This window comes from Maridesulfovibrio pacificus (SeqCode) (genome assembly GCF_048612815.1).
GTDB lineage: Bacteria > Desulfobacterota > Desulfovibrionia > Desulfovibrionales > Desulfovibrionaceae > Maridesulfovibrio > Maridesulfovibrio pacificus.
Genome location: NZ_JBLZNE010000001.1, coordinates 2,873,302 through 2,886,563 on the forward strand (window position 1 = coordinate 2,873,302; position 13,262 = coordinate 2,886,563).

The 13,262-nt window shown below is 46.5% G+C and carries 12 protein-coding genes; 4 read left to right on the plus strand and 8 right to left on the minus strand.

What is annotated here, in order from left to right:
• Positions 1-86: 86 nt before the first annotated feature.
• The 5 genes from ACNI23_RS13350 to ACNI23_RS13370 all read right to left on the minus strand — a co-directional run bounded on the left by ACNI23_RS13350 (position 87) and on the right by ACNI23_RS13370 (position 6,751).
• Positions 87-920 carry an HD-GYP domain-containing protein gene (locus ACNI23_RS13350; RefSeq protein ID WP_420249371.1) on the minus strand — a complete coding sequence of 278 codons (834 nt, stop codon included), beginning with the start codon at positions 918-920 and terminating at the stop codon, positions 87-89.
• Between the two features lie 265 nt (positions 921-1,185).
• The gene (locus ACNI23_RS13355) at positions 1,186-3,393 is read right to left on the minus strand and encodes an nSTAND3 domain-containing NTPase (RefSeq protein WP_420249372.1); all 2,208 of its coding nucleotides are present in this window, start codon (positions 3,391-3,393) and stop codon (positions 1,186-1,188) included.
• A gap of 156 nt (positions 3,394-3,549) precedes the next feature.
• Entirely contained in the window at positions 3,550-4,410 is an 861-nt protein-coding gene (gene folD / locus ACNI23_RS13360; RefSeq protein WP_420249374.1) for a bifunctional methylenetetrahydrofolate dehydrogenase/methenyltetrahydrofolate cyclohydrolase FolD, read from the minus strand.
• Positions 4,411-4,589: 179 nt separating this feature from the next.
• Entirely contained in the window at positions 4,590-5,882 is a 1,293-nt protein-coding gene (eno, locus tag ACNI23_RS13365) for a phosphopyruvate hydratase (protein WP_420249375.1), read from the minus strand.
• Positions 5,883-5,965: 83 nt separating this feature from the next.
• Positions 5,966-6,751, minus strand: a complete 786-nt coding sequence (locus ACNI23_RS13370) for a type III pantothenate kinase (RefSeq protein WP_420249376.1) — start codon at positions 6,749-6,751, stop codon at positions 5,966-5,968.
• A 371-nt stretch (positions 6,752-7,122) separates the two neighbouring features.
• On the opposite strand from ACNI23_RS13370, the gene ACNI23_RS13375 reads away from it, so the two are divergent.
• The 4 genes from ACNI23_RS13375 (at position 7,123) to ACNI23_RS13390 (ending at position 10,745) form a co-directional block, all read left to right on the plus strand.
• A complete protein-coding gene (locus ACNI23_RS13375) occupies positions 7,123-7,737 on the plus strand; it encodes a MerR family transcriptional regulator (RefSeq protein WP_420249379.1) in 615 nt (204 codons plus the stop codon).
• A gap of 105 nt (positions 7,738-7,842) precedes the next feature.
• On the plus strand, positions 7,843-9,741 hold the full coding sequence (gene htpG, locus ACNI23_RS13380) for a molecular chaperone HtpG (RefSeq protein WP_420249380.1): 1,899 nt from the start codon (positions 7,843-7,845) through the stop codon (positions 9,739-9,741).
• 174 nt (positions 9,742-9,915) lie between these two features.
• Entirely contained in the window at positions 9,916-10,281 is a 366-nt protein-coding gene (locus tag ACNI23_RS13385) for an Hpt domain-containing protein (RefSeq protein ID WP_420249382.1), read from the plus strand.
• Positions 10,282-10,379: 98 nt separating this feature from the next.
• Positions 10,380-10,745, plus strand: a complete 366-nt coding sequence (locus tag ACNI23_RS13390; RefSeq protein ID WP_420249384.1) for a response regulator transcription factor — start codon at positions 10,380-10,382, stop codon at positions 10,743-10,745.
• A 15-nt stretch (positions 10,746-10,760) separates the two neighbouring features.
• On the opposite strand, the gene ACNI23_RS13395 is transcribed toward ACNI23_RS13390, so the two are convergent.
• The 3 genes from ACNI23_RS13395 to purD all read right to left on the minus strand — a co-directional run bounded on the left by ACNI23_RS13395 (position 10,761) and on the right by purD (position 13,223).
• A complete protein-coding gene (locus ACNI23_RS13395) occupies positions 10,761-11,387 on the minus strand; it encodes a LysE family translocator (protein WP_420249386.1) in 627 nt (208 codons plus the stop codon).
• A gap of 76 nt (positions 11,388-11,463) precedes the next feature.
• Positions 11,464-11,955: a 5-(carboxyamino)imidazole ribonucleotide mutase gene (gene purE / locus ACNI23_RS13400; RefSeq protein WP_015853297.1), complete on the minus strand. Its 492-nt coding sequence runs from the start codon at positions 11,953-11,955 to the stop codon at positions 11,464-11,466.
• Complete coding sequence (gene purD, locus ACNI23_RS13405) at positions 11,952-13,223, minus strand: phosphoribosylamine--glycine ligase (protein ID WP_420249387.1); 1,272 nt, start codon at positions 13,221-13,223, stop codon at positions 11,952-11,954. The genes purE and purD overlap by 4 nt, the downstream gene beginning before the upstream one ends.
• Between the last annotated feature and the right edge of the window lie 39 nt (positions 13,224-13,262).

The following is a 13,262-nucleotide window of genomic DNA, read 5'->3' on the forward strand; positions in this document are numbered from 1 at the left end:
GTGTCATGCGATTGTTAAGATATACTTAACACGAAGAAAGATAATAAGCACTTCTAAAAAGAAGGCAAGCAAATTAGTAATGATTATTAATTATTTTTTGAGTCTTTCCCGGCAAGATTTTCTTTTCCCATAGGGCAGGTGCTGAAATTTTCTTCCACATCCTCAAGGCCGTTTTCTTTAATTTCATCTATGAAAAGCTCTACCAGCTTTGGATCAAGAGAAGGGCCAGCAAGCTTGCGCAGGATGGAATATGCTTTTTCCAAATCCATAGCTTCCTGATAACTGCGGGTGGTAGTTAGCGCATCAAATACATCAGCTATGGAAAGGATACGTGATCCGGTCTTGATTTCATCGCCCTGCAAGCCGTTGGGATATCCGGTCCCGTCCAGCCGCTCATGATGTGAACGCATATACTCCAAGGCAGGGCCGAGAAAATCCAGCCCGCGCAGCATGTTAAATCCCCATTCCGGGTGCTGCTTGATCTCCGCCAGCATATCCTCATCAACCTTGGTATCCACATTTTGGATCAAGCGGTCACTGAAACCGATCTTGCCAATGTCATGCAAAGTCCCGGCAACATGCACAATCCATATTTCATCTTCGAAAAGTCCCATCCTGCGAGCCAAGCGCTCACAATAATTCCCCACCCGTTCTGCATGCCCACGGGTATACGGATCGCGCAGACTCAAGCCGCGTGCAACAGCCTTAACGGTTGCAACCACATTGCACTTAAGTTCCTCATTAGCCTGCTCAAGCGCAAACTCACGGGCCTCAATACGGACCATCATCAAACCCACGGATTCCGCCAGTTCCCGCACATAGGGATCATATTCATCAGTTGTCAGGTGCATGATGTCGTTGGAATAGTTGCCGCCGGAAATATCTTGAATACAGGTCAGCAGTTCGGTGAGTCCTTTCATGTGGCTATCCGTAGATTAGTGTGAATGGGATATGGATGTCTTACGACTTTATACTGAAATTGTTTGGTGGGGGGAAGAGTTGTTAAAGACAAGAAAGGCAGGGAGATAGGCCAAAATTATTCTGATAGAGCATTGGAAAATATTCTATCAGAATAATTCTAGTAGAATATTTTTTGTTATTCTATGGGAATAATTTTCAGTGTTCTATTAGAACAAAATAGGAGTCATCCTTTCTCGATGTTTCGGGGAAGGGCGAGTTATTAATTTATTGTCCTTCAAACAAATCTATTACAGCACTATAATCATCTGAAGCAGAGCTTTCAAACTCTCCCCCTCTACTGACTGCAATAAGATTGTCATTTATAATATCGCCAACATCTATACTAGAAACTAATTCGTCATGATAATGCGATACATCAACATCAAAAGAATTTAACAAATCACAAACAAAGCTATCCAGGGCAGTTTCTGCAGCATCAAGTTCATCGTCAATATAGTATTCAGCTAAAACTTCAGAATACATGACCTCATCATAAAATGAATCCATCAACTCTTCAAAATTAGCAAAAAAAGAAGAATTAACGTGAGTATCATCTATTGCATGCACAATCTTTGAGAGCAAAGACAATTCTTCAAAATCACTAGCGATGCTTAGTAAATGCATAATTTTTTCCTCTACAACATCGCTCCTACAAAGCTCATGTCTAGCAATCAAGACAAATGCATTAAAATAACTCTTATACTGAAATCTATCGAAACAAGACTCAAAATCAACTCTCTGGGCTCTAGAAACAACTTCATTTTCACAGTTGAGCCCCTGACAAGTATTGAGAACATTTATCCACATAGACTCAGTACAATTAGCTTGGCTAACAAAATTTATGCAAATATCTTTAGCAATATCCGGTGAAATTTTGTTTCGTTTTACCATCGAATCTAAAAGCAATATAGAATCTGGATTTTGAGCAGCAATCATAGCACTTTTAAATAAATCTTGATTTAAAGAAAAATATCCATACATAAAATCGCTTACTGAAGGGTCAGCAAAACTATAATAATAGTCATCGCTTAAAAAAGATCTCACAACAAAACTATTGACAATATCATTAACTGCTAAATTACACCTCTCAGTGCAAACTAAGCTACTTTCATTTTGGCAAACCAAATTAGAAAACATCTTTTTTAATTTTAGTTCTGAATAACCTTTTCTATGCCTATTAGTAGCAATAAGCATTAATATTGCTCTAGAATCAGCAGTAATTTGATTTTTAAAAGGATGTTCCCATACAACTGCAGGGTTAGAAAGGGTTACTGAAACAAGTTTAAAATATTCATCTACAGTTGTTTCTCTAAGAACATACCTATCTGTAATATGATCAATAATCCTCGGATTATAGTTATGGTGTTTGATAATTTGTAAATACCGCTTCTCCCTAACGATTTCCTCACAAAAATCCGGCATAAGATCTCCATGCCACAATTTATTATAAAGAATTTGAGCCTTTTCAAGGGTACTTAAAGCCTTGTCAGTGATTTCAAGCAAATACTTATCAAATTTAAAATTTTGCAGTGGAGAAGAAATGGCTATAGCTCTAGTTATAATGTTTACTCGTGATGTGAGGATAAATCTTTTATCCTCCCCCCTTTTAATTCTATTAATAAATCTAACTACTTTTGAATCAATCCTATCGCTTACAGCTTCTATATAAGTACTTCCAAAAACATCATCAAAATAAAAAACCTGCTTCGAACTTTCATCGAAAACAGCCTCTGCTTCAGAAATATCATCAGAAATCAAAACCAATTCATAACCCTGCTGAACTAAATCTACGCACATAGTCTCTGCCAAAGTTGTCTTACCAACTCCAGCGTTACCGGTAATCACGATAGACTTAATTTCTTCAAGTCGCTCCATAGCCACATCATAATACTCGGGCTTAACAAAAAACTTCAACCTTTCGGCTATATCTTCCAGATAATCACGACTCCTTCCAAATATCGCATTGTTTAAAATATGAGTTAATACATTTGTACTGGATAACCATAACTTGTAATACTTGCGCTCAATATCTGCATTATCATGCAAAATATAATTCAAGTCTTCTGGGCCATAAACATTCTCTGAGCCAGACATGTAATCAGAGAAAATCGCATGAATCTCGTCTTTATTTACCCTGCTTAACGGCACAGAAACTGTGACTATGTAATCAGAGATATGAGTATCATTGGCTAGCTTTTCAAGCTTAGGTACTTCTTTTTTTAACGTCGATAAAAGTTGGCTATACCCAGACTTTAAATAATGTTTGCATTGAACAATCACTTCACCAGAACTTTTAAAGAATCTGCCATCGACACCGCCATCACGCCCCGGCTTAAAACGCTCAACTCTTTGCGCTAGACTTCTCGAAAGCAAATCACAGCTAATATCTTCAAACTCTTTATCGTTCAGCTGACTAAAATCATATCCACTCATCGCAAACACCTATCTATTCGCAAATTATTTTGGAACATTCATACATCCTTCTAAGTATTTATGTCCAACCCCATTTTCGGCCACAAAAAAAACTCCCTGCCTCAACCGAGACAAGGAGTTTTTTTCAAAACTTCAAACACGCATATAACCAATAAATTAAGCCCCGACATGCTCCTTATAAGCCTGTACGGTGTTGATCAGCAGCTGAGCGATGGTCATGGGACCTACTCCGCCGGGAACGGGGGTCATGGCGGATGCTACGTCTTCCAGTTCTGCGTAGTCGCAGTCACCAACCAGACCTTCATCAGTGCGGTTGATGCCTACATCAACTACAACTGCGCCGTCTTTAACCATCTCTTTCTTGATGAATTTAGGAATGCCGATTGCGGCGAAAACGAAATCCGCGGCTTTGACTTCCTCAGCGAGATTGTCAGTGCGGGAATGGCAGACAGTTACGGTGGCGTTTGCGAAATCACCGTACTGCATGAGCATCATGGCGAGGGGCTTACCAACGATGTTGGAACGACCTACTACAACGGCTTTCTTGCCGGAAGTGGGCAGGTTGTAGCGTTCCAGCAGGGTGATGATACCTGCGGGAGTGCAGGAACGAAAACCGGGCAGGCCGAGCATGAGCTTGCCTACGTTCATGGGGTGGAAGCCGTCTACGTCCTTGCCGGGATCGATGAGTTCGAGGCAGCGCTGGCTGTCGAGTCCCTTGGGCAGGGGCAGCTGCAGCAGGATACCATCGATGGTGTCATCTGCGTTGAGCTTCTGAATCAGAGCCTCAAGTTCTTCCTGAGAAACGGATGCATCGATACGGTGTGCAGTGGAAACGATTCCTGCTTTCTCGCAGGCGATTTCCTTGTTGCGAACATATACCTGAGATGCGGGGTCCTCGCCGACCAGAATAACGGCCAGACCGGGCGCTCTGCCGTGTTTTTCTTTAAGTCCGTCTATCTCTACTTTCAGCTCTTCACGAATAGTAAGAGCTGTTTCTTTACCATTCAAAATCTGCATTGAAATTTCTCCGCTGTTTATGGCCTGTGGGTGAAAAATGCATATTGTAATTTTTAAGGACTGGCAAGAAGACAATATCCTGTTCTCCCACCAACATAAGAACTACCTACCATATACATAAAAAGGGCTGCGGGGAAAACCCCACAGCCCTTTAATAAACTAAGCAGTTAAGCTACTTCTTAGTCTTCACCGAAGAAAGCTTCCTTCAGAGCGGGACCGTAGTAGATGCCATCATCTTCGAGGTCTTCCTCGATGCGCAGCAGCTGGTTGTACTTGGCAAGACGGTCAGAGCGGCAGAGGGAGCCGGTCTTGATCTGGCCAGCGTTCAGACCTACTGCGAGGTCAGCGATGAAGTGGTCGCTGGTTTCACCGGAACGGTGGGATACAACGTTGGTGTAACCTGCGGTCTTAGCAAGTTCCATGGTGTCGAGGGTTTCGGTCAGGGTTCCGATCTGGTTCAGCTTGATCAGAATGGAGTTACAAGCGCCCTGCTCAATACCTTCAGCGAGGATTTCGGGGTTGGTTACGAAAAGGTCGTCACCAACGAGCTGGATTCTTTCACCGAGGTCGTCGGTCATCTTCTTCCAGCCATCCCAGTCGCCTTCTGCGAGACCATCTTCAATGGAGATGAGCGGGAAGCGATCTACAAAGTCAGTGTAGAAATCAATCATACCCTGTGCGTCGAATTCTTTACCTTCACCGGCCAGAACGTACTTGCCGTCTTTGTAGAATTCGGAAGCAGCAGCATCGATAGCGAGAGCTACGTCAGCACCGGGACGGTAGCCTGCTGCTTCAATAGCTTTCATGATGTATTCGAAAGCCTGAGCGTGAGACTCAAGGTTAGGAGCAAAGCCACCTTCGTCACCAACTGCGGTATTGTGGCCGTCAGCAGCCAGCAGACCTTTCAGGGTGTGGAAAATTTCAGCACCCATGCGCAGAGCTTCAGCAAAGGTCTCAGCGCCGATGGGCATGATCATGAATTCCTGGATATCGAGGTTGTTAGGTGCATGCTCACCACCGTTGATGATGTTCATCATGGGTACGGGAAGGAGCTTGCCGTTTACACCACCGAGGTACTGGTAAAGGGGAATGCCGAGCAGGTTTGCGCCAGCGCGGGCAACTGCCATGGATACGCCGAGCATTGCGTTAGCGCCGAGACGTTCTTTATTTTCAGTACCATCAAGCTCGATGAGGATATTGTCGATGTTGACCTGACGCAGGGCATCCTGACCAACCAGAGCTTCAGCGATTTCTTCGCGAACATTGGCTACAGCAACCTGCACGCCTTTACCTTTGTAACGATCTTTGTCGCCGTCACGCAGTTCGAGGGCTTCACGGGTACCGGTGGATGCTCCGGAGGGAACAGCCGCACGACCGGTTGCGCCGGATTCAAGTACTACTTCAACTTCTACGGTGGGGTTACCTCTGGAATCGAGAATTTCTCTCGCCCATACTGCGGTAATAGTGCTCATAACGATACTCCTTAAAAATAAATCAACACTTTCCGGTTACTTGGACTACCGGGTACGTCCCCGGCAAAAAAACCTACACTAAACTATTTTTCACTGCCAAACCAAGCCATGCGCAACCCATCCAGAAGGAGGGTCGGCTCCACACGGTCAATGGCCTGACAGACTTCAGCTATCTTAGAGGCAAAACCTCCGGTGGCGATGAGCTCAACCTCCCCGCCGAGAGTCTTGCCCAAACGTTCGCTCAAGCCTTCAACCATGGCTGCGAACCCGAAGATAAGCCCCTGATTAAGGCTGTCTGCGGTGCTCTTGCCCGGCCTGATGGTATCAGACTCGATCTCTAGAGAAATATGCGGCAGTTTTGCGGTCCCGGATGCAAGCGCCTTAGTGGAAGAAAGCACACCGGGGCAGATCAGCCCGCCCATATAATCCATGCCTACCACACAGTCGAAAGTAGTGGCAGTGCCGAAATCGACCACGATAAGATTCTCACTGTCGCTGATCCGACGCCCCGCAAAGGCGGTGACCAGCCTGTCTGCGCCAACTTCCCATGGCCTCTCATACCTGTTGTTAAGATCCAGAGGGATGGAATCAGGAGCAAAACGAAGCTCGCAGGGGAAAAATCTTTCCACGGCCCGCTTGAGAATCGGGTTCATAGGTGGAACAACCGATGAAACGGCCCCGCCGATGATATCCTCATTGGAGTATCCGGCCACCCGGCAGATCTCAACGAGCTTGAGCCCCCACGAATCAGCTGTGCCTCCGGGGTCGGTGGGCAGAGTGAATGAAGGACCGATTTTATCACGGGTGGAAAAACCGATTTTTGTATTGGTGTTTCCCACATCAAAAAGTAAAATAGTTTCCGAACTCAAAGGTGAACTCCGCTGCTTGCTGGATTCTTGCTCCAAAGTCTAATACCATATTCCGCAAAAACTAAAAACATGATTGCAGTACAATTGCGGCGCAACCACAAGCCTGTTTTCAAAGACCGTCCGAAAACCGAAAATCGCAGTTGATTCCTCTTTCCGCTCAGCCTTTTAAGACCTGTCAGGTTGACCGCGTACTCCATTCTTGGAAAGGAATCAATATGGTTTTCTGATCGAAAGTGAACACAAAAATGTTCGAATTGCAACATTTTTATAATAATTTGATAGTTTATTGACTTGGCTTGCATTAAAAATTAAAAAAAAATAATAATAAAAAAAGTTTGAATTTCCCATGAAACCCCAATGCGGAGCATGCCGTGCCAGACAAAAAACTTCTTTCCATCGCCGAAATTTCGCGCTTGCTGGAGGTACCTGAGTCAACCCTCCACTACTGGAAAAACCGTTTCGCCCAATATCTGCCCAGTACCGGTCGTAACAGGCAGAAAAGATTCAAATCCGAAGCGATTGAAATTTTTAAAATAATCTCCTCCATGCTCAAACAGGGTCATACAGCCGAAGACGTTATGGCCGAACTCTCCCGCAAATATCCGGTCAACGTAGCCATTGATGCACAGGGACCGGAATTCGCAACACCCGCCGCCCCCGCTCAAATCCAGCAGGCGAATCTGGAGCCTGCCATCCAACTTGCCGCTGCCATGGGAACTGAAATCGCAAAATCCATCAATGAAGGATTGAAGGGAATGCTCTCCTGCATGCCGCAAGGAGCAATATCAGAAGACGTAAAAGCCTGCATGGACAAGGCTACCGCCGACTTGAATGCCCAGAATGAAAGCATTGAGGGTTTAAAAGGAGAGAACACACAGCTTAGGGAAAAGCTATCCATTATGGAAGCGGAGCTGGTCCGGCTACGCAAAGACCGCCGGGAAATGGAAAAGTTCCTTCTTGACAAGCTCAAAAACGTCACTAAGTAATTCTTGCCTTTTTTTGTTCCTGACGGAACACCCAAAAAATACAATCAATAACCTTCCGGCTGTCTTGAACAGCCGGGAGGAATTTTATGTTTATGGAGGAACTAAATGACTGCCCAGACAGAAAAATTCGAATTCAAGGCTGAAGTTAACCAGCTGCTGGACATCCTGGTCCACTCTCTCTACACCAACCGCGAGATTTTCCTGCGCGAACTGGTTTCCAACGCATCTGATGCTCTCGACAAAATGCGTTTTGCCATCAACAGCAATCCCGAGCTGGACGATGAGGTTGAACCCGAAATCCTCATCGCCTACGACGAAGAGAATAAGACCGTGACCGTGACCGATACCGGTATCGGTATGACCCGCGAAGAAGTCATGGCCAACATCGGTACCATCGCCCATTCCGGTTCTGCTGAATTCGTCAAGCAGGCAGCCGAATCCAAGGAAAGCCTTGATTCCCTTATCGGCCGTTTCGGTGTCGGTTTCTACTCCATTTTCATGGTTTCCGATCACGTTGTAGTGCGCACCAAATCATACCTGAAAGACGAACCTGCTATCCAGTGGGTCTCCGACGGCAAAAACGCTTACGAACTTACTGAAATTGAAGCTGAAATGGATCACGGAACTATCATCGAAATCCAGCTCAATGGAGACAATGCTGAGCGTTTCGGTTCCGATGACAAGCTCAAAGACATCGTCAAACGCCACTCCAATTTTGTTTCTTTCCCGATCATGATCGGCGGCGAACGCGTTAACACTGTATCCGCCCTCTGGCGTGAACCCAAATTCCAGATCAAGCAGGAACAGTACGACGAGTTCTACAAATTCCTTACTTACGATGTGCAGCCTCCCATCGACACCCTGCACTTTTCCGTAGATGCTCCGGTACAGTTCAACTCTCTGCTCTTCATCCCCGAAAAAGATCTCGACATATTCGGCATGGACCGCGACAACTGGGGCCTCGACCTCTATGTACGCCGCGTGCTCATCGAAAAGCAGAACAAGAATCTGCTCCCCGAATACCTGAGCTTCATCAAGGGTGTTGTTGACACCGAGGACCTGCCCCTGAACATCTCCCGCGAGACCCTGCAGGACAATCTGCTCATCGGTAAAATCAGCGCGACCCTGACCAAGCAGATTCTGGGGCAGCTGGAAAAACTCGCCAAGGATGATGCAGAAAAGTACGCAAAATTCTGGAAAGCACACTCCAAGATTTTCAAAGCCGGACACATGGACTTCGTCAACCGTGACAAGTACGCCGGACTGCTCCGCTTTGACTCTTCCAAAGCAGAAGAGAATACCCTTGTATCTTTTGCGGACTACATTGAACGCGCCAAGGAAGACCAGAAGGAAATCTACTACTCCTTTGTTGCCAGCCGCGAGGCCGCAAACCTCAACCCGCACCTTGAAATCTTCCGCAACAAGGATATCGAAGTACTCTATCTCTACGAACCCATTGATGAATTCGTCATGGAATCCATCCGTGAACATGAAGGCTTCAACTTCGTAGCCGCCGAGTACGCCGACCTTGAAAAGCTGGATAAATTCGAATCAGCTAAAAAAGAAGATGAGCCGGAACCGCTTTCCGAAGAACAGGAAAAGGACATGGAAGCACTCATCGCCAAAATGAAAGAAGTACTCGGCGAACAGGTTGCCGAAGTGAAAGTTTCCGAGCGTCTTTCCGATTCTCCCTGCCGTCTGGTCAACCCCGACGGAGCTATGACCTCTTCCATGGAAAAGCTGATGAAGGCTATGAACAAAGACAGCTCCATCCCCACCAAGACCATGGAAGTGAACGCCGGCCATCCGCTGCTGCGTTCCATGCTGGAGATCTTCAAGGTTAACCCCGAAGATGAATTCATCGCCCTCTCATCCAACCAGCTGCTGGAATCCGCCCTGCTGCTGGAAGGCTACCTCAACGACCCTCACGCTCTCGTAGGTCGTATCCAGAGCCTGCTGACCAAGGCCGGCGGCTGGTATGCCGAACTGGAAAAGAAAGACTAGTAATATATTATTAAAAAGTGCATCAAATCCCCGGCAACAACAGTTGCCGGGGATTTTTTATTTAATTTCAAATCAATGTTGCTGACAGCTCTTGCTTAAGATAAAATAAAATTACCGAACTAGACTTGAGCGGCAGGACAAAACTCTTCCAGCCTTGCAAATTGGAGATAAACAATGAACTTAACTGATGTCCAGGAACACTTTGACCTGCAAAGTGCATTGAATAGATTCTCAGGAGATCATGAATTATTGGAAGAGGCCATTGAAATATTCATAGAAGAGGCAGTTAAGCACCTTGATGCAATTAAGACTAATATCGAGCAAGGCAATCTGAAAGGAGCATCCGCAAGCTCCCACACCCTGAAAAGTGAATGCGGTGCTGTCGGTGCGACTCAAGCTCATTCACTGAGCCATGCTTTAGAAAAAAGAGCTGCAAACGGTGATATGGAAGAAGCATTGGAAATATTCCCCCAACTTCAAAAAGAAGTTGAATTGGCTATAAGATTTCTTCCTGAAGCAAGCAGCCTGTTGAACTTTTAACAAAAAACAGGTTATTAATTACTTAATATGTACACTGCTTCCTTTTTAAATCTGCTTGAGGTAGGCACTATAAAAATATTTCTAACCACCTAATTATTATGAAGACTATTCTGATCGTCGATGACGACCCAAAGATGCTTGAGCTACTCAAGCACTACCTCAAAAAAGAAGAGGTCAACACTCTCGCCGCTACAGACGGAGAGAAAGGACTTTCTTTATTTGAATCCAATCCGGTGGATCTTGTCATCATTGATATTTTCATGCCGAACATGGATGGCATCCAAACCATAATGGAATTAAAGCAGAAGAAACCGGAATGCAGCATTCTGGTCATATCCGGCGGTGGCGAATTTACCGGGCTTGAATATCTGAAACAAGCCAAAGCCCTTGGAGCAAAAGAGGCACTGGTCAAACCGTTCACCCAGAACGATTTCCTAACCACAGTACACTCTATGCTTAATTAATATCCAACGTGTCCCTTATCTTCTGGAACAGGCCAGACTGACCCCAAGTCCCACAAACGTTGTTCCCAGAACTTTATTTATATATCTGCAAACAGCTGTGCCTTTGATAATTTCCTTAATCTTTTCTCCGCCACAGGCATAAATCATCATACATCCGAATGCGATAACGGTAAGCAGAACGAGCAGCATGGCAAAATGCTGTATGGAAGCCTGCGCACTACTGATAAACTGGGGAAACAAAGCACTGAAAAATACAATTGCCTTCGGATTTCCGGCCGCAACCCAGAATCCCTGCAAAAACAGCTTTCGATTCGAAGTGCTCTTCGCTGCATTAACGCTGTCCTCATCAAAAGTGAAATCACCGGACATAAGCACCCCGATACCAAGCCAGACCAGGTAGGCGGCGCCTGCATATTTGACCAGCATAAAAGCTGTTTCGGATGCTGCCAGCAATGCTCCAAGTCCGGCAATAGAAACAACTGCCTGCAAAAAGGACGCAGCGGAGTTGCCCAAAGCTGTGGCAATTGTACGCTTGGCTCCATACTTAACACCGTGAGTCAAAGCCAGAATCATGCTCGGCCCCGGGATTATGGAAGCCAGAAAAACCGTAAGTACGTATACTCCCCAAAACTCAATTGACATGAATCATGCTCCCTTCAAAAAAAAGGCCGTGCTCAAAAAAAGAGCACGGCCTTTAGTACTATCTACATTAAAAAGGCTAGCCTTCCAGTTCAGCAGCAGCCTGCTCAACGGAATCAATGAATCCCTGACGGGCTTCCCTGATTTTTCCGGCCAGTTCTTCGTCATGAAGAGCCAGAATCTGAGCGGCCATCCATGCGGAGTTCTTTGCGCCGACCTTATCAAGAGCAACTGTTCCTACGGGGAATCCCGGAGGCATCTGCACGGTTGCCAGCAGAGCATCCATACCACCGAGAGCAGAACCGCAGATGGGCACACCCAGAACAGGACGGATGGTTTTAGCTGCCACAGCACCTGCGAGATGTGCGGCAAGACCTGCGGCGCAAATGAATATTTCACAACCGTTATCTTCCAGTTCCTTGACCAGCTTCGCAGTCCTTTCCGGAGTACGGTGGGCAGAGGAAACAGTGAACACGTGGGGAATACCGAGCTTGGTCAGCAGATCGGAGCAAGGCTGCATTGTGTCCTTATCCGAAATGGACCCCATGAAAATAGCTACTTTTGCACTCATTTTTTAAGACCCTTGTCACCTATGTCGCGACGGAAATAAGCTTTGTCAAAGCTGAGTTTTTCAACAGCTTCGTAAGCCTTTTTCTGAGCTGCTCCGAGATCCGCCCCCAGAGCGGTAACACCCAGCACACGGCCGCCGCTGGTTAATGTTTTACCATCTTCATACTTTGTCCCGGCCTGAAAGACCTTGACACCTTCAATCTTTTCAGCTTCCTCGAAGCCGGTAATCTCAGCTCCCTTTTCGTAGGGACCGGGATAACCGCCAGCAGCCATGACCACGCAAAGGGTGGTTTCTTCCTTGAGCTTCACTTCCACTTCAGGGAGGCGATTCTCAACGCAGGCCAGCATAATTTCGACCAGATCGCAATCCAGACGCATCAAAAGCGGCTGGCATTCGGGGTCGCCGAAACGAACATTGTATTCAAGAACGGAAGGACCGTCTTCAGTGTACATAAGTCCGGCATAAAGGATACCGGTAAAAGGCTCGCCGCGTTCGGCAAGCAGCTTGAGAATGGGTTTGATAACCAGTTCAGCGGTTTCAGCATATTTGTCACGGGGCAGGATGGGGGCCGGGCTGTATGCACCCATGCCTCCGGTGTTGGGTCCGGTATCACCTTCGCCCACGGCTTTGTGGTCCTGTGCGGAGGGCAACAGGGCATAATCTTCACCGGCACAGAAAGCGAGAAAGGAGGCTTCTTCACCCTTGAGGGCTTCTTCCACTACAACGCGCTCACCGGCAGTACCGAAGATTTTTTTGACCATCATGTCGTCGAGAGCTTCAAGAGCTTCTTCAACAGTTCCGGCGACGACAACACCTTTACCTGCGGCAAGGCCGTCAGCCTTGACCACAATAGGTGCGCCTTTTTCTTCTACAAATTTTTTGGCTTGTTCATACTCATCGAAAACCTGAAAAGGGGCGGTGGGAACACCGGAATCGCGCATGGTAATCTTGGAGAAAGCTTTGCTGCCTTCAAGATTAGCTGCATATGCACCCGGTCCGAAGCAGGGGATACCTTCTTTGGCGAGGGCTTCCTTGATGCCCAGCACGAGGGGAAGTTCCGGGCCTGCCACAACAAGATCAATCTTGTTTTCTTTGGCAAACGAGACCAGTCCGGGCAGGTCGTCATCCTTGATGGGCACATTAGTGCCGTGCAGACGGGTACCGCCGTTACCAGGTGCGATAAAAATCTCGGAAACCTTTGGGCTCTGGCTGATCTTCCAAGCCAGTGCGTGTTCTCTTCCGCCTGAACCTACAACAAGTATTTTCATGAAATAATTCCTCTTGGGATTGAGCTGAAGTGACCTGTG

Coding starts and splice junctions, on each gene's coding strand:
- ACNI23_RS13350 (WP_420249371.1), bottom strand. CDS start 920: ATGAAAGGACTCACCGAACTGCTGACCTGTATTCAAGATATTTCCGGC.
- ACNI23_RS13355 (WP_420249372.1), bottom strand. CDS start 3,393: ATGAGTGGATATGATTTTAGTCAGCTGAACGATAAAGAGTTTGAAGAT.
- folD (WP_420249374.1), bottom strand. CDS start 4,410: ATGCAGATTTTGAATGGTAAAGAAACAGCTCTTACTATTCGTGAAGAG.
- eno (WP_420249375.1), bottom strand. CDS start 5,882: ATGAGCACTATTACCGCAGTATGGGCGAGAGAAATTCTCGATTCCAGA.
- htpG (WP_420249380.1), top strand. CDS start 7,843: ATGACTGCCCAGACAGAAAAATTCGAATTCAAGGCTGAAGTTAACCAG.
- ACNI23_RS13385 (WP_420249382.1), top strand. CDS start 9,916: ATGAACTTAACTGATGTCCAGGAACACTTTGACCTGCAAAGTGCATTG.
- ACNI23_RS13390 (WP_420249384.1), top strand. CDS start 10,380: ATGAAGACTATTCTGATCGTCGATGACGACCCAAAGATGCTTGAGCTA.
- ACNI23_RS13395 (WP_420249386.1), bottom strand. CDS start 11,387: ATGTCAATTGAGTTTTGGGGAGTATACGTACTTACGGTTTTTCTGGCT.
- purE (WP_015853297.1), bottom strand. CDS start 11,955: ATGAGTGCAAAAGTAGCTATTTTCATGGGGTCCATTTCGGATAAGGAC.
- purD (WP_420249387.1), bottom strand. CDS start 13,223: ATGAAAATACTTGTTGTAGGTTCAGGCGGAAGAGAACACGCACTGGCT.